Source organism: Phytohabitans maris (assembly GCF_031085175.1).
Classification (GTDB): Bacteria; Actinomycetota; Actinomycetes; order Mycobacteriales; family Micromonosporaceae; genus Phytohabitans; species Phytohabitans maris.
On sequence record NZ_JAVHUY010000007.1, the window covers coordinates 246,649 to 265,480 of the forward strand.

At 71.7% G+C, this 18,832-nt stretch carries 19 protein-coding genes and 1 other RNA gene; 6 read left to right on the forward strand and 14 right to left on the reverse strand.

The genetic code is table 11. The annotated features are described in order from the left end of the window. Positions 1-22: 22 nt before the first annotated feature. The 11 genes from RB614_RS09925 to RB614_RS09975 all read right to left on the reverse strand — a co-directional run bounded on the left by RB614_RS09925 (position 23) and on the right by RB614_RS09975 (position 10,071). On the reverse strand, positions 23-487 hold the full coding sequence (locus RB614_RS09925; RefSeq protein WP_308712105.1) for a hypothetical protein: 465 nt from the start codon (positions 485-487) through the stop codon (positions 23-25). A 169-nt stretch (positions 488-656) separates the two neighbouring features. Then, positions 657-1,032: a transfer-messenger RNA gene (ssrA, locus tag RB614_RS09930) on the reverse strand. Positions 1,033-1,098: 66 nt separating this feature from the next. After that, the gene (locus RB614_RS09935; RefSeq protein ID WP_308712106.1) at positions 1,099-2,133 is read right to left on the reverse strand and encodes an SRPBCC domain-containing protein; all 1,035 of its coding nucleotides are present in this window, start codon (positions 2,131-2,133) and stop codon (positions 1,099-1,101) included. A gap of 84 nt (positions 2,134-2,217) precedes the next feature. After that, a complete protein-coding gene (locus tag RB614_RS09940) occupies positions 2,218-3,309 on the reverse strand; it encodes an SRPBCC domain-containing protein (protein ID WP_308712107.1) in 1,092 nt (363 codons plus the stop codon). 28 nt (positions 3,310-3,337) lie between these two features. Then, on the reverse strand, positions 3,338-3,814 hold the full coding sequence (gene smpB, locus RB614_RS09945) for an SsrA-binding protein SmpB (RefSeq protein ID WP_308712108.1): 477 nt from the start codon (positions 3,812-3,814) through the stop codon (positions 3,338-3,340). A gap of 34 nt (positions 3,815-3,848) precedes the next feature. Then, positions 3,849-5,096 (reverse strand): M23 family metallopeptidase, encoded by a 1,248-nt coding sequence (locus tag RB614_RS09950; protein ID WP_308712109.1) that lies wholly within the window; start codon positions 5,094-5,096, stop codon positions 3,849-3,851. A 120-nt stretch (positions 5,097-5,216) separates the two neighbouring features. Then, positions 5,217-6,095, reverse strand: a complete 879-nt coding sequence (ftsX, locus tag RB614_RS09955; protein WP_308712110.1) for a permease-like cell division protein FtsX — start codon at positions 6,093-6,095, stop codon at positions 5,217-5,219. A 32-nt stretch (positions 6,096-6,127) separates the two neighbouring features. Next, positions 6,128-6,808, reverse strand: coding sequence for a cell division ATP-binding protein FtsE (ftsE, locus tag RB614_RS09960; RefSeq protein ID WP_308712111.1), 681 nt, complete (start codon positions 6,806-6,808; stop codon positions 6,128-6,130). Positions 6,809-6,913: 105 nt separating this feature from the next. Further along, on the reverse strand, positions 6,914-8,035 hold the full coding sequence (prfB, locus tag RB614_RS09965) for a peptide chain release factor 2 (protein WP_308712112.1): 1,122 nt from the start codon (positions 8,033-8,035) through the stop codon (positions 6,914-6,916). 19 nt (positions 8,036-8,054) lie between these two features. Further along, the gene (locus RB614_RS09970; protein ID WP_308712113.1) at positions 8,055-8,570 is read right to left on the reverse strand and encodes a PadR family transcriptional regulator; all 516 of its coding nucleotides are present in this window, start codon (positions 8,568-8,570) and stop codon (positions 8,055-8,057) included. 133 nt (positions 8,571-8,703) lie between these two features. Next, the gene (locus RB614_RS09975; RefSeq protein ID WP_308712114.1) at positions 8,704-10,071 is read right to left on the reverse strand and encodes a serine/threonine-protein kinase; all 1,368 of its coding nucleotides are present in this window, start codon (positions 10,069-10,071) and stop codon (positions 8,704-8,706) included. A 107-nt stretch (positions 10,072-10,178) separates the two neighbouring features. On the opposite strand from RB614_RS09975, the gene RB614_RS09980 reads away from it, so the two are divergent. After that, complete coding sequence (locus RB614_RS09980) at positions 10,179-12,494, forward strand: helicase-associated domain-containing protein (protein WP_308712115.1); 2,316 nt, start codon at positions 10,179-10,181, stop codon at positions 12,492-12,494. Positions 12,495-12,547: 53 nt separating this feature from the next. On the opposite strand, the gene pruA is transcribed toward RB614_RS09980, so the two are convergent. After that, on the reverse strand, positions 12,548-14,176 hold the full coding sequence (pruA, locus tag RB614_RS09985) for an L-glutamate gamma-semialdehyde dehydrogenase (RefSeq protein ID WP_308712116.1): 1,629 nt from the start codon (positions 14,174-14,176) through the stop codon (positions 12,548-12,550). A 341-nt stretch (positions 14,177-14,517) separates the two neighbouring features. On the opposite strand from pruA, the gene RB614_RS09990 reads away from it, so the two are divergent. Then, positions 14,518-15,447, forward strand: coding sequence for a hypothetical protein (locus RB614_RS09990; protein ID WP_308712117.1), 930 nt, complete (start codon positions 14,518-14,520; stop codon positions 15,445-15,447). A gap of 78 nt (positions 15,448-15,525) precedes the next feature. On the opposite strand, the gene RB614_RS09995 is transcribed toward RB614_RS09990, so the two are convergent. Continuing rightward, on the reverse strand, positions 15,526-16,026 hold the full coding sequence (locus RB614_RS09995; protein WP_308712118.1) for a DUF6912 family protein: 501 nt from the start codon (positions 16,024-16,026) through the stop codon (positions 15,526-15,528). A gap of 57 nt (positions 16,027-16,083) precedes the next feature. Beyond that, on the reverse strand, positions 16,084-16,500 hold the full coding sequence (locus tag RB614_RS10000; RefSeq protein WP_308712119.1) for a rhodanese-like domain-containing protein: 417 nt from the start codon (positions 16,498-16,500) through the stop codon (positions 16,084-16,086). 93 nt (positions 16,501-16,593) lie between these two features. Between RB614_RS10000 and RB614_RS10005 the strand changes: the two genes are divergently transcribed. From RB614_RS10005 to RB614_RS10020, 4 genes are all read left to right on the forward strand, one after another. After that, a complete protein-coding gene (locus RB614_RS10005; RefSeq protein WP_308712120.1) occupies positions 16,594-17,073 on the forward strand; it encodes an Lrp/AsnC family transcriptional regulator in 480 nt (159 codons plus the stop codon). After that, positions 17,070-17,285, forward strand: a complete 216-nt coding sequence (locus tag RB614_RS10010) for a helix-turn-helix transcriptional regulator (protein ID WP_308712121.1) — start codon at positions 17,070-17,072, stop codon at positions 17,283-17,285. Before RB614_RS10005 ends, RB614_RS10010 begins: the two co-directional genes overlap by 4 nt. 126 nt (positions 17,286-17,411) lie before the next feature. Next, positions 17,412-18,008 carry an Rv3235 family protein gene (locus RB614_RS10015; protein WP_308712122.1) on the forward strand — a complete coding sequence of 199 codons (597 nt, stop codon included), beginning with the start codon at positions 17,412-17,414 and terminating at the stop codon, positions 18,006-18,008. A 455-nt stretch (positions 18,009-18,463) separates the two neighbouring features. Beyond that, the coding region (locus RB614_RS10020) for a transposase (protein ID WP_308712123.1) at positions 18,464-18,832 on the forward strand (369 nt) is incomplete at its 3' end.

Here is an 18,832-nt window from a genome sequence, read left to right on the forward strand (position 1 = left end):
GTCGCACGTGGACGGTGGTGGGTCAGGTCTCGCCGCCGATGTCCGTCTCGTACGCCTCGTAGACCAGGTCGGCCCCGCGCTGGCGGTGGCGGGACAGCTCGCGGAGCAGGTCGCTGGACCACGCCCGCAGCTCCTCCACCGACGGCCCGGGCTGGTCGACCCGCCCCTGCAACGCCGACATCGCGGTGGCCACGGCGGCGTGCTCGCGCACCAGCACGTGGACGCAGCGGGCGAGCCGGGGCGCGTGGTCGAGCAACTCCGCGTACAACCCCTCGGGGCCTTCGGTCACCACGATGTGCTCGGCGAACGCGCCACGCAGCCCGTGCAGCCGCGTGCTGACCCTCGGCCGCCACCCGGGGTCACCCGCGGGCGCGGCGAGGGCCCGCTCGAAAGACTGGATGCTGTGCAGCAGCGTGGCGCGGTGGCGCCGGGCGACGGCGAGCGAGGCCGCGCTGTCTGCCGCTGTCGGGTGAGACGCTTCCGCCACCATGACGCACCTCCCGCCACGAGCTATTAGCCGATGGTCGCCCTGAGTTCACTCTCTGTCCAGACCTGCGGTGCGGCTCATACAACCCATGAAAAACATGGGCATCAAGGACAACAGCGAGGCATAAGAGAAGCGGCGCCACCGTGTATGGTGGCGCCGCTCACATGACTGGTGGAGGTGCCGGGAATCGAACCCGGGTCCTTCGGCGTCTTGTCAGGGCTTCTCCGAGCGCAGCTCGCTGTGCCTCTACTCGGCCCCTCCGATCACGCGAGCGAGTCGGTGTGACGGGCCCAGTCGCTGATTGATCTCACCGCACGAGCCCCGCGACCGGGCTCGGTTGGCCAGCCTTCTAGCTGATGCCGGCTACTGGACCGAAGGCGATTCCAGACCGACAGACTCGCTTACTCGTCTCAGGCGACGAGTGCGTAGTCAGCGCGCTTTTCGTTGGCGCTTATTGGTTTCCGACGACCGATTCACGAGACGACGTCGGCTTCCTCGGCTCGCTTCCCCTGCCGCAACGTTCGAAGTCGAAACCAGTCACCCCCTCGAGGATCTCCAGACCGTAAGCGTAACGCCTGCGGCAACCGGATACATTCCGCCCGCGCCAGTGGCTACGAGCAGGGCTTTCCGTCCACCTCGCAGGCCGTGGGGCCGGGGTCGCCCAGCGTCGAGTTGCCGATCTCGAACTGGAACGTCAGCGACGCCGCGGCGGCCAGCGGCGCGCCGGTAAAGGTCACCTTGCTGCCCTCCTGGCGGAAGTTCGCACCGCTGACATCCGTCACCCGCGCCACACTACTACGCAAGGTGACGACAACGGCCCACTCCGTAGCCGCCCCTTTACCGGTGTTTCGGACGGTTACCTCTCCCTCGAACCCGGGTCGGAGAAGGCCCTGCTCAGTGGTCTCGTACGCGGCGGCGAGCACCGGCTGCGGCGCGGGCGCCGTCGTGCCCTCCCTGGTCGGGGCCGTGGTCGGGGTCCGGGACGGGGTAGGGGTGGTGGACGGGCTCGCGGACGGGGTGGGTGACGCCGCGCCGGTGCCGAGCCCGGCGACGCCACCCGGCGCGGAGATACCCGGCGGAGAGGGCGCCGCACCGGTCTGCGGGGGCGCGGCCGGTGCCTCCTCGTTGCCGCCGGAGAGCGCCGCCACGACCACGATGGCCACCAGCACGAGCCCGGCGGTGGAGAGCGCCACCACCCAGCGGGCACGGGGCTTGCGGTGGTCGGCGGGAGCCACGAACGGGATCACCTCGGTGACCGGTCCGGCCGGGCTGCCCGGCGGCGGCGCGTTGAGGTCGACCTCCTGGAACGCCAGCCAGTCGAGGATCGCCGGCAGCCGCTCGTGCAGCACCGCGTCGTACGCGGCGCGCACCTCCTCGCGCTCCTCGTCCTCCCACTCGCCGTAGACGCAGGACTGGCGGAGGGTCAGCGTGGCGCCGTCCGGGGTGGGACTCAGCTCCCAGACCAGCCGGGTGCTGAGCTCGTCGTTGCCCCAGAGCATCGCCAGCCGTCGCTGCCCCTCGATGCCGGTCACCTCGGCCTCGCCGACCGGCGCGAACCCGGGCAGCTCAAGCCACTGGGAAAGCAGCTTTTCCTCGGTCAGCGCCCGCCAGATCCGCTCGGCCGGGTGCTCGAGATCGATATCCATCCGGATTTCGCTCACCCGGAGACCTTACAGACAGCCGCAACTCGACGCCGACCCCGCTGCCTGGCAGTACGCCCCGCAGCGGCGTCACAACCCGGCGCAGTCCTCGCCGCCGACCTCACAGGTGAGTGGCTGGCCCGGCCCGAGCACATTGAGGACCACGTCGAACACCACCCGCGTCGATCCGCCGCCGGGCACCGGCGAGCCGCTGAAGGTCCACCCCGCGCCGGTCAGTCTCGGCTGCGGGCCCTCCACGCCGTTGACGACCGCCAGCAGCGGCACAGTGATCGTGAGGGTCCAGTCGCCGGACGTGGTGCCACCGGAGTTTTCCACCACCACCGCACCCCGGTAGACGAGCGCACCACTCGACACCGGCGAGTAACGAGCGGCCAGCACCGCCGGCGCCGGGGCGGCGGTCGTGGAGCGCTCCACCCGGGGAGGCGTGCTCGGCGCCACCGTGGTGGGCCGGGTGCTCGTCACGCTCGGGGTCGGCGACGGCGAGGCGCTCGGCGGCCGCTGGGTGGCGTCGATGGCCGTGGCGGTGGAGGCCGCGCTGGCCGACGTGTACACCGTGGACTGCCCGCTCGTCCCGCTCGCGCGGGCCTCGGCGGGCTCGCTGGTCTCCGAGGGCAGGTTGGCGATCAACGCGGACGCCAGCCCGATCACCAGCGCGGCGGCCACGATCGCGAGGATCTGGCGGCGGCGGTCCGGCTTGGGTGCGACCGGCGCGGCCAGTCGCGGAGGTCGCGGCACGAGGGCGTCGGCCTTTCCGGCGAGCCCATCGAGTACGGCCGGGAGCCGCTCGCCGAACAGCCGGTCGTACGTGGCGACGAGCGCCTGCCGCCGGGCACTCCCCCGCACGCCGAGGAAGCCGGACTGGCTCACCATCAGCAGGCAGCCCTCCGGCTTGGGCCGCAGCTCCCAGGCCACCCGGGCATGCAGCTGCTCGCCCTTCCACCGCATCACCAGCCGCCGCTCGGCGGAGACCTCCAGCACCTGCCCGGCGATCGGGCCGTCGAAGCCCGGCAGCGCGTCGGGGAGCAGCTGGAACTGGCTGCCCTGGATGGGCTCGAGGTCGCCCGGCATGAACCAGCGGGTGAGCTGCCGGCGCTCGGTGAGCGCCCGCCACACCAGCGCGGGTGGATGGCCGAAGTCGAAGTCGAGCCGAATTTCGGTCACCGGGGAACTCTAAAGGGTAGGGGTGCGACTACTCCATGCCCTTCACCCGGCGACCCATCGCCCGGTTGATTTCCCGGTCGGCGTCGCGCTTGGCGAGATCCTGGCGCTTGTCGTACGCCTTCTTACCCTTGGCGAGTCCGATCTCGACCTTGGCCCAGCCGTCGGAGAAATACACCGAAAGGGGCACGAGCGTCAGCCCGCTCTCCCGCAGCTTGCCGATCAGCCGGTCGATCTCGATGCGCTTGAGCAGCAGCTTTCGGGTGCGGCGGGGCTCGTGGTTGGTCCAGGTGCCCTGGCTGTACTCCGGGATGTGCATGCCGTAGAGGTAAAGCTCGCCACCCTTTTCCTGGGCGAACGCGTCCACGAGGGACGCCCGCCCGGCGCGCAGTGACTTGACCTCGGTGCCGGTGAGCGCCATGCCCGCCTCATAGGTGTCGAGGATGGCGTAGTCGTGCCGCGCCTTTCGATTCGACGCGACGACCTTACGACCCTTTTCCCTCGGCACCGCGCAATGGTACAGGCTTCGCCCCGGGCGGAGCTCAGCAAAGGCAGCCCGGCAGCCATTTGAGCGGCTGCACGGGAGTGCCGGAGAGGCGCACCTCGAAGTGCAGGTGGTAGCCGGTCGACGCGCCGGTCGTGCCGACCCGGCCGATCACCTGCCCGCGCCGCACCTGCTGCCCGGGGGAGACCAGGATCCGCGACTGGTGGGCGTAGCAGGTGCTCAGCCCGCGCCCCTGGTACCGGCCGTGGCTGATGCACGTGTAGTTGCCGTACCCGCCGTTCCACCCGGCGCGGATGACCCGCCCGTCGGCGGCGGCGTAGATCGGCTGCCCGCCGCCGGCCGCGATGTCGACGCCGGCGTGCAGCTGCCACACCTTGTAGTACGGGTCGTAGCGCATGCCGAAGTCGCTCGACTTCCACCCCTGTACCGGCATCAGGAAGCGGGCGCCGGGGCGCACCGTCGGGGTCTGGCCGCCCGGGCGGGAGACCTTCTGCCGGTCCTCCCACTCGCGCAGCTCCCGCTCGACGCGCTCGGCCTCGGCCTTGGCCTCCTCGTACTTGGCGAGGCTCGCGTCGCGCTCCTGCTCGGCGACCGCGAGCGCCTCCTCCCGCTGGCCGGCGAGCGCGGTCACCTCGGCCACCGCCGCGTCGGCCGCCGCCTGGGCGGCGCGGGCCTCGGCGAGCGCCTGCTCGGCCGCGAGTCGGGCCGCCTCCGCCCGGCGCTGGGCCAGGCTGGCGTCGTTTTCCGCCTGCTTGGCGGTCCGGCGCGCCGCGACGAACCCGTCCAGCGCCTCCTTCTCGGTGCTCATCACCCGCTCGACGTAGCCGAACCGCTCGGCCACGTCGACCGGGGTGCGCGCGCTGATCAGCAGGTTGAAGCTGACCAGGTCGCTCCCCTTGTACACCGACTCGGCGAACGTGCCCACCCGCTCCCGCGCCGCGTCGACCTTGCGGGCGCTCGCCTCGTGCCGGGCGCTGGCGGCGGCGAGCTCCTTCTCCGCCGCCTCGGCCTCGCGCCGCGCGGTGTTGGCGGCGACCTCCGCGGCCGCCACCTCGCCGCGGGCCGCCGCCGCCCGGTCGCGGGCCGCCGGCAGCTCGGCGTTCGCCGCGGCCAGGCTCTTGGCCGCCTCCTGCGCCCGCTCCGTGGCACCCTCCAGGATCGAGGCCGCGGTCGCCACGGCGGCATCGACGCGCTTCTTGTCGTCGCGCGGGTCACCCTGCGCCGGACCCGCCGGCAGCACCAGGAGTACGACTAACGGGGCAAGCCAGGCACGATGGGGTCTCACGGATAACTCCCCTCATACGTGGTCTTTACCGTACTCCTGTAACAAGCCCCCCAAAGGCGGAAAAGCGAATCGCCGCTCCCCCAGGGCACGGGGAGCGGCGATTACCGACAGTAGTAACAGCTAGACGCGCAGGTAGAAGCGGAGCGTGACCCATGCCGTGACCGCGCTGACCAGACCGCCCACGCCGGCCATCACCGGGAACATCAGCAGCACGTCGCTCCAGCCGAGCGGCGTCAGTAGCTCGGTCAGGTCACGCAGCGACCCGTCGAGGAAGAACACCTTGCCGAACACGAGCAGGCCGATCGCCAGGATCGAGCCGATCAGGCCGGCCGCCACCGCCTCCAGCACGAAGGGCGCCTGTATGAACCAGTTCGAGGCGCCGACCAGCTTCATGACGGCGACTTCTCGTCGTTTGCTGTACGCGGCGACTTGGATCGTATTGCCGACCAGGAGCAGTGCCGCGATCGCCATGATCGTCGCGGCGCCGAGAGCTCCACTCTGCACCGCGCCGAGGATATTGAAGATCTTGTCGAGCAATCGTTGCTGGTCGACGATCGTCTCGACGCCCTCGGTGTTCTTGTACCTGTCGTTGATCTGCTGGAACTGCTCGGGATTTTTCAGGCGTACCCGGAAGGACTCGGGCAGCTGACCCGGCTTGACGGCGTTGACCAGGTCCGGCGCGTCCGCGTACATGGTCTTGAACTTCTCGTGCGCCTGTTCCTTGGACTCGTAGATGACCTCGGCCACCAGCGGGTCGGACTTGAGCGCGCTGTCCAGATCACTGCGCTGCTGATCGGTGACGTCGTTGTTGAGGAAGATCGCCACTTCGATCTGGTCGTAGTAGAAGTCCTTCATGCTGTTGACCTGGAGGTAGAGCAGACCACTGGCGCCCAGCATGAAGAGCGACACGGCCATCGTGATGATCATGGCGATCGTCATTGTCACGTTGCGCCACAGCCCGACCATGACCTCGGACAGGACGTACTTCGCGCGCTGCATCGGGGTTTCCTTCGCTGGGGTAGGTCGGTGGACTAGCCGTAGACGCCGCGCGCCTGGTCGCGGACGATCCGGCCACTCTCGATCTCAACGACCCGGCGCCGCATCTGGTTGACGATGTTGGAGTCGTGGGTGACCATCACGACCGTCGTACCGGTCCGGTTGATCCGGTCGAGCAGGCGCATGATCTCGATCGACGTGTCAGGGTCCAGGTTTCCGGTGGGCTCGTCGGCCAGCAGGATCAGCGGCCGGTTGACGAAGGCCCGGGCCACCGCCACGCGCTGCTGCTCACCGCCGGAGAGCTCGTGCGGGTAGCGGTGCTCCTTGCCGCCGAGGCCGACGAGCTCCAGCACCTCGGGCACGACGCGGCGGGCGACCGCCTTGGTCTTCCCGATCACCTCGAGCGCGAACGCGACGTTCTCGTACGCCGTACGGTTGGGCAGCAGGCGGAAGTCCTGGAAGACGCAGCCGATCGAGCGCCGGAAGTGGGGGATCTTCCAGGAGCGCATCGACGTGACATCCCGCCCGTTGACGACGACCCGCCCGCGGTTGGGCGTGATCTCGTGCAACAGAAGCTTGATGATCGTGGACTTGCCAGAGCCTGAGGGACCGATGAAGAAGACGAACTCGCCCTTCTCGATCCCGCACGACACCTCGTCCAGGGATGGCCGGGACGCCTTGGGGTACGTCTTCGTGACGTGCTCGAGCTGAATCACGGGTCAGGAGTCTACGCGGTGTAACCGGATAGCCAAGTCCACCCTGCACCGGTTCGCGCGCATTGCCGTAAAAACCGCGGCGCGTTGAACCCCGGAGTTGGGCCCTTACGCCGACCCTGCGTCGCGCTCGCGCTGCTTGCGCCAGCGGATACCGGCCTCGATGAACTCGTCGAGGTCACCGTCGAAGACGGCGGCCGGATTGCCGGTCTCCTCCTCGGTCCGCAGATCCTTCACCATCTGATACGGGTGCAGGACATACGACCGCATCTGGTCGCCCCAGGAGCCGGCCGCGTCGGCCTTCAGCCCCTCCATCTTGGCCTGCTCTTCCTGCCGCTTGCGCTCCAGCAGGCGGGCCTGGAGGACCCGCAGGGCGGACGCCTTGTTTTGCAGCTGGGACTTTTCGTTTTGACAGGTGACCACGATCCCGGTGGGGATGTGCGTGATCCGCACCGCCGAGTCGGTCGTGTTAACGCTCTGTCCACCTGGACCGGACGAACGGTAGACGTCGAACCGCAGCTCGTTTTCCGGGATGTCGATGTGGTCGGTCTGCTCGACGACCGGAAGCACCTCGACGCCGGCGAAGCTGGTCTGCCGCCGCCCCTGGTTGTCGAAGGGGCTGATCCGCACCAGACGGTGGGTGCCCGCCTCGACACTCAGCGTGCCGTACGCATACGGCGCCTTGACCGCGAAAGTGGCCGACTTGAGGCCCGCCTCCTCCGCGTACGACGTGTCGTAGACCTCGGTGGGGTAGCCGTGCCGCTCCGCCCAGCGCAGGTACATCCGGAGCAGCATCTCGGCGAAGTCGGCCGCGTCGACGCCACCGGCGCCGGCCCGGATGGCCACGAGGGCCTCACGGGCGTCGTACTCACCGGAGAGGAGGGTGCGCACCTCCATCTCCTCGATCGCCTTGTGCAAGCTGGCCACCTCCGTGCCGACCTCGGCGAGGGCGCCGGGGTCGTCTTCGGCTTCGGCCAGCTCCAGCAGCACGTGGGCGTCGTCGAGCCGGCGGCGCAACCCCTCCAGCTTTCCGATCTCCCCGTTGACGTACGACAGCTTCGAGGTGACCTGCTGCGCCCGGGCCTGGTCGTCCCAGAGGTCCGGGGCGGACGCCTGCTGCTCAAGGTCCGCCTTGTCCCGATGCAGCCGGTCGAGGTCGAGCACGGCCTCGATGTTGCGCAGGGTGGCGTCGAGGGTCTTGAGCTGATCGGCGAAGTCGGCAGCGGTCACAACAACCAAGGATAGGCCGTCAGGCTCCCGGTGCGGTCTTCAGCCACGACAGTGCGGCCCGGTGGTACGCGACCGCGAACTCGAGCGCCGCCGAGCCGTAGTTGTCGCCCCCCTTCTTGACCTCCTTGGCCTGCTCCCGCGCGGCGGCGAGGGCGTCGGTGTGGTACTGGGTGGCGCCGGTGTAGAGCTCCTTGAGCTGAGCGGCGCTGTGCTGCTCGCCGAACGCCACGCGGAGGGCGATCGGGTTGCGCACGGCGTCGCGGCCCGGCGACTCGGCCAGCCACCGGGTGAAGGCGCGCTTGCCGGAGGCGGTGATCGCGTAGGGCTGGCTCGACCGCGGTCCGGGCTTGCCGAGGCGGACGTAACCGGCGTCGGCCAGAGCCGGCAGCTCGCGGTAAACCTGGCTGCGCGTCATCGACCAGAACGGACCGAGCCGCCGCTCGGCCGCGGCCATCAACTGGCCGCCGGTCATCGGTCCTTCGTGGAGCAGCCCCAGGAGGGCCGCCGCGGTGGGGTTGATTGCAGTTTCTGCCATGCCCTCCACGCTGCCACTTTGTCGCCGCCGCGTCCAGGATTTCGCGTGATCCGCGGGGCGATATCCTCCACTGTGCACTGTCCGTGCCCGACAGTCCGGTGAGGACGCGTAGCTAGATGATCACGACAAGTGATCAACCAACCGGACGCTGGGTCGGCAGCACGTCACCGATGTCTGGCCAGTCTTCCATCTTTGGCGGTAGGTCCATGATGGATGGGACCACTGTGGAAGGAGTCGTTGCCGGTACCGGTGTGACGGCAGCGACTGGCGGTGTGGTCGTAGCGACGGTGCCGGCGGGCGCCGGGCCGCCGGACGAGCCACCACCGGCGAGCAGAAGCGTGCCCGCGACGGCGGCCGCCGCGATGGCCGCCGCGCCGGTGGCCGCCAGGACGACCGGTATCCGGCGCCGGCGTGCGGCCGGAGCGGGCGGCGGCGCGACCATCACGGGTACCGGCATCGGCACCGGCTCGGTGTTGGCGCCCGGCCACGGGCTCTCGGTGCCGTACGCCGCGCCGAGCTCGATCGCGGAACCCATGCCCGCAACCGGAATCGACACCATCCGCCCCACGTACACCGATGCGGGCGAGACCGGGGCGGCGCGCAGCGGTACCCACGTCACCTTCGCCACCGCGGCCGCCGCACCGGCGGGGCGGGGCCACCACGTGATCTGGTCGGCCGCGAGGGCCGGCATGGCGGGCGCGCCGTCGAGCGCCGGCTCCACACCTCGCAGCCGCGCGGCGACGAGCCGGGCGTCCGGCCGGCGGGCGGGGTCGGGCGACAGGCACTCCTCGATGACCGGCCACACGATCGGCGGCAGGCCCGGTGGCGGCACGGCGGCGCACATCCCGTGGCGGCGCAACACCTGCAGCGGACCCCCGCCCCGGAACGGACTCCGGCCGCAGAGGAGTTCAAAAAGGACGATGCCGAGCGCGTAGACGTCCGCCGTGGCCGAGGGAGCGGCCCCGCCGACCACCTCCGGCGCGGCGTACTCCGGTGTGGCGTGGATGGAGGTCGGCGGCGCGGCGGCGATCCGGCGCGCCACGCCGAAGTCGACGACCCGCACCGGGCCGCCGTCCGCCGGCACCACGAGGTTGCCCGGCTTGACGTCGGCGTGGACGATGCCCTGCTCGTGCAGGTACGCGAGCGCGTCGGCCACCTGCGCCACGATGTTCGCCGCGATGGCCGGTGGGACCGGGCCGTCCCGGCGCACCCGCCGGCGCAGGTCCTCCCCCTCGATCAGGTCCATGACGATCGCGAGCCTGCCGCCGCTCTCGACGAACCGGTGCGGGCGCACCACGGACGGGTGCTGGACGGCGGCGAGCAGCCCGAACTCCTCCCGGAAACCCCGGACCAGCTCGGGCTGCTCAGCCGCTTCGGGACGGAGCAGCTTCACGGCCACCAGCCCCCCGGTGACCGTGTCAACGGCCCGCCACACGGCGCCGATCGCGCCCTGTGCGATCTCCCCCTCCAGCCGGTAGCGGCCGTCCAGTACCCCGTCCATGGACGAAACGCTATGGCCGGCGGCCGGGAGGTTGGGGCGGCGCGACACGGGTTTGGCACGAACCAGGGACTGGCCAGTCGCCGCCGGCTGCGAGAGGGTGGACTTCCGTGACGTCACCTCTGGTGCGATGGCTCGCCAGCCTCTCCACCGGCGAGCTCGCCGCCGTCCTGGCCCGCCGTCCGGAAGCGCTGGACCGGCCGCAGGTGTCCAGCTTGTCCGGTCTCGCCGGCCGGCTCCAGGACCCCGACGCGGTGATGATGACGGCCGGCGCGCTGCCGCTGCCGGCGCTGCAGCTGGTCGAGGTGCTCCAGGCCTTCGGCGGGCCGCTCGTCGGGCTCGACCAGCTCGCCACCGCGCTCGGGCGCAAGCCGGACGACGCCGAGCTGGCCGCCACCCTCGCCGTGCTCGCCCAGCGGGCCCTCGTCTGGCCGGACGGCGACGAGCTGCGGATGGCCGGTCCGCTGTGGAACGCGTTCGAGCACCCGCTCCACCTCGGCCTGCCGGCGCGCCGCCTCCTCGAGGGCGCCCCGGTCACCACGCTGCACGAGATCGCCGCGGCGCTGGAGCTGCCCCGCGGGCGTACCCGGACGGTCGCCCTGACCGCCGTCTGCGCCGCGCTGGCCGACGGCGAGCGGGTCCGTTCCCTGGTCGCGGCCGCCCCGGTCGCGGCCCGCGACCTGCTCGCGAAGGTCGCGTGGGACGGCCCGCTGGTGGTCCTGGGGATCTACGACCGCCCCGGCGACGGGCCGCTCGGCTGGGCGCTGCGGCACGGCCTGCTGGTGTCCGACGGCTGGCAGCACGCCCAGATGCCGGGCGAGGTCGGGATGGCGTTGCGCGGGCCGGACTGGCGCGCGCCGTTCGACCCGCTGCCGCCCGCGCCCGAGCTGGTCGAGGTGGCCGCCGAGGCGGTGGAGCGCGAGGCCGCCGCGGCCGCGACCACCGCGGTCGAGCAGGCCTCCGCGCTGCTCGGCGCGGTCGCCGCGGCGCCCGTCGGGCTGATCAAGGCCGGCGGCGTCGGCTCCCGGGAGCTGCGCCGGCTGGCCAAGTCGGTCGGCTGCGGCGAGCCGGAGGTACGGCTGTGGCTGGAGCTCGCGTACGCGGCCGGCTTGGTCGGCGTCTCCGAGATGCGGGTGCTGCCCACGGAGTCGTACGACGAGTGGTGCGCCGCCGAGCCCGCCGGCCGGCTGCTGCCGCTGCTCCGGGCCTGGCCGCACCTGCCGGCCGCGCCGCTCGCCGCCGACGGGACGCCCGCGCTGACCCGGGACGCGGTCGGGATGGCCGCGTACGATCTGCGCCCGGCCCTGCTCCAGGCCGCCGCCGAGCTGCCCAGCGGGCAGGGTGCGGCGGGCGGCCTCGCGGAGGCGCTCGGGTGGCGGCTGCCGATGCTGGCGGACGACCCCGCTCTGGTCGACGGGCTGTGGCGGGAGGCACACCTCGTCGGTGCGCTGGCGCACGGCGCGCTGACGCCCCTGGGCCGCGCGCTGCTCGACGGCGCCGCCCTGGAGGAGGCGATCTCGGCCCTGCTGCCGTCGGCGGTCGCCGCGGCGGTCTTCCAGAACGACCTCACCGCCGTCGTACCGGGCACGCCCACCGCGGCGCTGGCCGGGCTGCTGGACGCGGCCGCCGACCGCGAGTCCGGCGGTGGCGCCGTCACCTGGCGCTTCTCGCCCGCCTCGGTGCGGGCCGCGCTCGACGCCGGGCACACCCCGGACGGGCTGCTCGCCGACCTCCGCGGCGCGGCGGTCGGTGGGTCGCTGCCGCAGGTGCTGGAGTACCTGGTCGGCGACGTCGGCCGGCGCCACGGCCAGGTGCGGGTGCGGGCGGTCGGGTGCGTGGTGCGCGCCGACGACCCGGCACTGCTCGCCGAGATAGCCGGTGTGCGGTCGCTGCGCCCGCTCGGGCTCGCCGTGCTGGCGCCGACCGTGCTCGCCAGCGTGCTGCCGATGGCCCAGACGCTCAGCGCGCTGCGCGCCGCCGGGTACGCGCCGTCGGGCGAGGACGCCGACGGAGTGACCACTGTGGAACGCGCGCCGCGCCACCGGGTACCGGCACCGCGCCGCCCGGAGCGCAACCGCACTCCCCGGACCCCCGCCGACCTCTCCGCGATCGCGGCGAAGCTGCTCTCGTCCTATGTGGACGAAGGTGAGGTGCCGGCGGTGCGACCCACGCCGATGAGCGTCGCCCGCGACGTACGCGACCACGCGCCGCACCTCAGCACCGCGCAGCGGCTGCTGCTCATCGGCGCGGTCAGCCAGGGCACGCCGATCGAGATCTCGTACACGGACGGGGAGGGCGAGTCGACCCGCCGCGTCGTCGAGCCGGCGGAGCTGGACGGGCCGAAGCTCTCCGCCTGGTGCCGCCTCCGCGACGACGAACGCGTCTTCCTACTCTCCCGCATCGAGTCCGTCTCCCCCGTCCCGTGATCGAAGCTCCCCCCATGTCGTTCTAGCGACGTGACGGGAGCTTCGATCACGGCTCAGCCCATGTGCGGGTAGGTGTGGTCGGTCGGGGGGACGAACGTCTCCTTGATGGTCCGCGGCGACGTCCAGCGGATCAGGTTGTGCCAGGAGCCGGCCTTGTCGTTGGTGCCGCTGGCCCGCGCGCCGCCGAACGGCTGCTGCCCGACCACCGCGCCGGTCGGCTTGTCGTTGATGTAGAAGTTGCCGGCCGCGTACCGCAGGGCGCTGGAGGCCCAGTCGACGGCGCGCCGGTCGGTGGCGAAGACCGCGCCGGTCAGCGCGTACGGCGCGGCGCTCTCGGCCTGCTTGACCACGTCTTCGAAGCGGGCGTCGTCGTAGACGTGCACGCCGAGGATCGGCCCGAAGTACTCGGTGGTGAAGACCTCGTGCTCGGGGTCGGTGCACTCGACGACCGTCGGCCGCACGAACCACCCCTCGCTGTCGTCCGCCGTTCCGCCGGCGATGACGGTGCAGGAGGCGGAGTTCTTCACCAGGTCGAGCGCGGCGGCGTGCTTGGCGAACGCCCGCGCGTCGATGACCGCCCCACCGAAGTTGGCGAAGTCGGTGACGTCGCCGTACGTCAGCGAGTCGGCGGTGGCGGCGAGCCGGTCGCGGACGCCACCCTCCCAGAGCGACCGCGGCACGTACGCGCGTGAGGCCGCCGAGCACTTCTGACCCTGGTACTCGAAGGCGCCTCGCACGAGCGCGGTGACGAGCGCGTCCGGTTCGGCGCTGGCGTGGGCGATGACGAAGTCCTTGCCACCTGTCTCGCCGACCAGGCGCGGGTACGACCGGTACCCGCTGAGGTTTTGCCCCACGGTCCGCCACAGCGTCTGGAACGTCTTGGTGGAGCCGGTGAAGTGGATGCCGGCCAGGTCGGGGTCGGCGAGCGCCACCTCGGAGACCGCGATGCCGTCACCGGTCACCAGGTTGACGACGCCGGGCGGGAGGCCGGCCGCTTCAAGGAGCCGCATCGTGAAGTGCGCGGCGAACTGCTGCGTCGGCGAGGGCTTCCACACGACGGTGTTGCCCATCAGCGCGGGGGCGGTGGGCAGGTTGCCGGCGATCGCGGTGAAGTTGAACGGGGTCACCGCGTACACGAAGCCTTCCAGCGGCCGGTGGTCGAACCTGTTCCACATGCCGGGCGAGGAGAGCGGCTGCTCGCCGAGGATCCTCTGTCCGAAGTGGACATTGAAGCGGAGGAAGTCGATGAGCTCGCAGGCGGCGTCGATCTCCGCCTGGTACACGGACTTGGACTGGCCGAGGATGGTCGCGCCGTTGAGCGTGTCGCGCCACGGGCCGGCGAGGAGGTCGGCGGCGCGCAGGAAGATCGCGGACCGGTCGGCGTACGACAGGGCGCGCCACATCGGCGCCGCTTTCTTCGCGGCCGTCACCGCCGACGCGGCATCCGCGTTGGTTGCGTTGTGGGTGATTCCCAGCACATGCCGGCGCCGGTGCGGCTGCACCACCTCGATCGCCGCCCCGCCCGCCATGCGCTGCTCACCGTCGATGGTCATCGTCAGCTCCGCCCGCTCGCCGGCAAGCTCGGCGATGCGGCGCTGGAGGCTCTCGCGCTCCGGGCTGCCGGGGGCGTAGGCGCGGACCGGTTCGTTGCGCGGTTCGGGCACGGCGAAGGCGGCGTCCATGGCGGGCTCCTGTCAGGATCTCTGCGTCGTTCCATCCTTACATGCCGCACCGCTCCCAGCGGCCGCCACCGGCCGTCGCGGGCGGTCCCGGCGTGCCGCGCCGCACCCAGCGACGCGGCACTGATCGCCACAGGCGGCCCCGGCGTGCCGCGCCGCGCCCGGCCCGTCGTCACTGGGCGCCGGGGGCGGTCCCGACGGCCGTCACCGGTCGCCGCAGGCCGTCCCGGCGTGCCGCGTACGCTAATAAGCTGCCCGGGTGAAGGGGAGACCATGAGCGAGCGAATCATCGGGCACAGTCCGCTTGGAGCCTCGTGCCCGCCCGCAGCGAAGCGAGGACGGGCATGAGCGACAAGTCCAGCGTCACCGAGGCCGTACCGGCCGAGCGGGCCGAGACCCCCACGCCCGACGGCCCACCCGCATTCGGCGCCAGCGTCCTCGCGATCATCGCGCTGGCCTGGCTCGCGGCGATGATGTGGTCGTCACACGCCGAGATCACCTCCGGCGAGGGAACGCTCGCCATCACCTCGGCGGCCATGGCGCTGCCCACCGTGATCTCCGCCGGCCTGGTCGCCGGCGCGGCCGCCAGCCTCGCGGTCGGCCACCTGCTGCGCCGGCTGGGCACGCTGCCGCGCTTCGGCGCCTCGGTCGGCGCCGGCCTGGTCGTGGGCGTCGTCGCGGCGATCGTCGTGATCGCCAGCTACGGCGGTGGTGAGGCCAGCACGGTGCTCGCCGGCACCGTGGCCGCCGCGGTCACGGCCGGTGGCGCGCTCGCCGCCGTGCGGGCCCCGGCGGTGGTCGGCGCGATCGTGACGGCCGGACTGGTCGTCTTCGCGGTCGAGCAGGTGCTGGACAACTTCCAGCCCAACCTCATGTCGCTGTACGGCAGCAAGGACGACCCCTCCTCCCGGCTCAGCGCCTCCGGCTGGTCCGCGCTCACGATCGCCGTCTGCACCGGTCTCGCCGCCGGGCTGGTGGCCTTCTTCTACCTGCGCCGGGCGGCCCGTCGGGCAGGCGAGGACACGGTGGCGCCGAAGTGGCCGGCGTACGCGATCGCCGGCGCCGGCCCGGGCCTGCTGCTGGTGGCGGCGGAGTTCATCATCCGCACGCTGGGCGCGGACGTGCTCGCCCTGGCCGGCTCGGTCAGCGAGGCCGACGCCACCGCCCAGCAGATGATGGACAGCTCCCGGGTCAACAACGCGCTGGTGGTGCTCTTCGTGGGCGCGATCGTGGCCATCGTCGCCTTCGGCCGCACGATCCCGAAGCGCACGTAGGCCGCTTGGTGATCAAAGCTCCCTTCACGTCGTTCTAGCGACTTGAGGGGAGCTTTGATCACTGGCGTGGAGGGCCGGCTAGGCGATGGTCTCCAGCTCGCTCACGTCGTACCACTCCAGCTCGTGGTCCTCGGCGCTGTCCACCGTGAACTGGGCGTCCGGGTCGCCGGCCAGCGCCTCCTCGACCACGTCGGCGGCCGCCGCGATGTCGTCGACCGCGCCCTCACCGTCGATGTGGATGGCGGCGACCGAGGCCAGCGGGACAGCACCGGCCAGCCGTACCTCGCTGGAACCGAGCTCGCGGTCCTCCCGGCCCACCGCGGCGGCGGGCAGGTCGGCCGAGACCACGACGCGCCGGCGAGGCGCTCCGGGGTCGTGGCGGAGCAGGCGGAGAGCGCCCTGGGCGGCCCGGGTGAAGGCGACGTACTCGAGCTCCTCCTCGTCGCCCTCGGCGTACCACTCGCGGAGCGCGGGCGTCACGGCGTGCGCCTCCGACCCGCTGATCTCACCTCGCTCGCGCAGCGCCGAGAGCATGGCGAGCGTCGCCGGGACGTACACCCGGATGAGCTGATCTGGCACGCGCGGACCCCCCGGCCTCGACCCCCTTGTCGCTAGAGTCCTACACCCTCTAGTTGATCAATGATGAACCGGGGCGGTCAGCGGGTCGACGGGCCGCGTGACCAGGCCATCCGCGGTCTCCACGGCAAAGCCCTCGCGGACCCAGTACTCGATGCCGCCGATCATCTCCCGCACCGCGTACCCGCGGCGGGCCAGCTCCAGTGCCGCCTTCGTGGCGCCGTCACAGCCGGGCCCCCAGCAGTACGTCACGACCGGCCGCGCCCGGTCGAGGAGGCGGTCGCCGCGTACCGGGATCATCGCGCGGGGCAGGTGGACGGCACCGGGGATGTGCCCCTGCCGCCACGCGGCGAGGTCGCGGGTGTCGACGAGCGTGAAGCCGGGGTCGCCGCCGGCCAGCGCCGCCCGGACGTCGGCGACATCCGTCTGGAACGCCAGCCGGGCTTCGAACCACGCGATGGCTTGCTGGTTGGTCATGACCTTGACGGTACGGACTTGATCTCGGCGACCACACCGCCGTTGCCCGGTGCTGACCTTCTTTCGCCGTCGCCTCGCCGGTACTCTCGACAGATGGCCGTGGAATCACCGGTGCTCGACGCCACCGACTGGCGGATCCTCGACGCGCTGCAGGACGACGGGCGGATGAGCTTCGCCGACCTCGCACGTGCGGTGGCGATGTCGCCGAGCGCGGTGGCCGAGCGGGTGCGGCGGCTGGAGGAGTCGGGCGTGATCACCGGCTACCGGGCCGCCGTCTCGCCGGAGCGGGTCGGCCTTTCGATCCTGGCGTTCGTGCGCCTGCGCTACCCGACCGGCAACTACCGGCCGTTTCACGCCCTGCTCAACTCCACGCCCGAGATCGTCGAGGCCCACCACGTGACCGGCGAAGACTGCTTCGTCATCAAGGTCGTGGCCCGCTCGATGCGCCATCTCGAAGAGGTGGCGGGCCGGATCAGCGGCTTGGGTGCCGTCACGACCAGTGTGGTCTATTCGAGCCCACTCGCGAGCCGGCCGGTGGATTCGCAGGCTGTCGATGGCAAACTGAAGAAGTGACCTCCCGCTTCCTGCTGCTCTCGGACGTAGCGGCCGAGCTCAACGTCACGGACTCGCAGGTCTACCACATGGTCCGGAGCGGCGAGCTTCCCGCGATCAAGATTGGCGGGCGGGGTCAGTGGCGGGTGGAGCGGGCCAAGCTGGAGGAGTACATCCAGCGCAAGTACGCCGAGACCGCCGAGTGGGTGCAGAAAAACCCCCTGGTGGAGTAGGCCGGTCGAGTTATCCACAGGCCGTGGCGGGGCGTTGACGGCCGGTTGGTCGGTGCCGGAAACTTGTTGCCTAACGGAGGCAAACGAAGGCAAACGCAAGATCACTGACCCTGATCGGGGTGTCGCATGATCGCACAGGTTCGCCCTGCCATCCGGCTCCGGCCCGCACCCGCACTCGACCCGCCGTTCGACGACGAGACCGCGCCGCAGCTGTGGGACCAGCTCCCCCTCCAGCTCGACGGCGCCACCCGCCACCGCCGGCACGCGCCGATCCCGGTGCCACGCGTCCGCTCCGGCGCCCCGACCCTCATGTCGCCGGAGAGCGACGGCGACGCGACGGCGCAGCCCACTCTGGCCGACGCGTCCGAGGAGGCCAAGCGCGCCGCCCGCCGCTTCCTCGACGTCTGCCTGGAGATCTTCAACGGCTACCGCCCGATCGCCCACATCCGCGGCCTCACCGGCTACAACGCCTCCCCGATCGTCGACCAGATGGCGGCCTGCCTCGACCGCGCCAACGGCCTGCGCCGCGCCCACGACCCGGGCCGCGTTCTGCCCCGCGAGCGCAGGTCGGTGTTCCTACGCCACCTGCGCGTCTGCGAGCCGAGGGCCGGCGTCGCGGAGGGTGCGGCGGCGCTGGCGCTGTTCGGGCGCACGTGGGCGCTGGCGTTCCGGCTGGAGCGCAAGCGCGGCCGCTGGCACTGCGCCGCGGTCCGCCTGGTCTGACGCCGCACACACCCACAGCGCCACCCAGCACGAGCACCGAGCTGCGGCCGCCGGTCCCCGCTTCGCGGGTGCCGGGTTCCCTACGCCGCCTGCGCCGGCCAGGGCGGCGCCGTGGCCGATCGGTAGGGCGAGGGCTGGCGCCCGCTTGGTCTCGCGCCGCGTCGGGCTCGGCACTGGCTGCGGCGCGCACCGCCCCCAGGGCGCTCATCTGCGGAACGCACGCGGTGGGCGCCCCGGGGCTCCAGCCGGCCCGCCCGTCAGCGCCGATGGAGACGATCCATCCCAAGGGTGCACGCAGGGTCCGGACCCCGCTGCGGCGCGGCCCAAACCCCGGCTCCAGCTAGCTTGATCTTTAACCTTGACGGTCGGGTGTGGACCCCGGTCGATCATGTGGACAGCCCTTGGTTGATCATTCTTCTTGTCGAGGGAAGAACGTCAACATCCAAGGGCTGTCTGTGGTCAGTGTGCATGATCGACGTCCGGGTGACGCGGTCGGGGACCTGTCGTGGTTTCGGCAGGAGTTGCTGGGCTGTATGTCGCGGCGTGCGGATGCGTTGTTCGAGTTGTGTGACGCGGTGCTGTGCGCCGATGGGCCGGTCCGCTCGTTGGTGGGGTTGTCGTTGGTGGCCGAGCACCGCCGTGGGCACGGCGCGATGTACGACGCTGTGGCCAACGGTCGGATAGAGATCGGCCGGCTTCGTCGGGCGTTGGCCGGCGTGCCGGTGCCGCGTGCGGCCGACGGCCGGATCGTGTTGGCGGCCGATGTCACCAGTTGGCTGCGTCCGGAAGCACACACGTCGCCGGAGCGGATGCTGTGTCATACC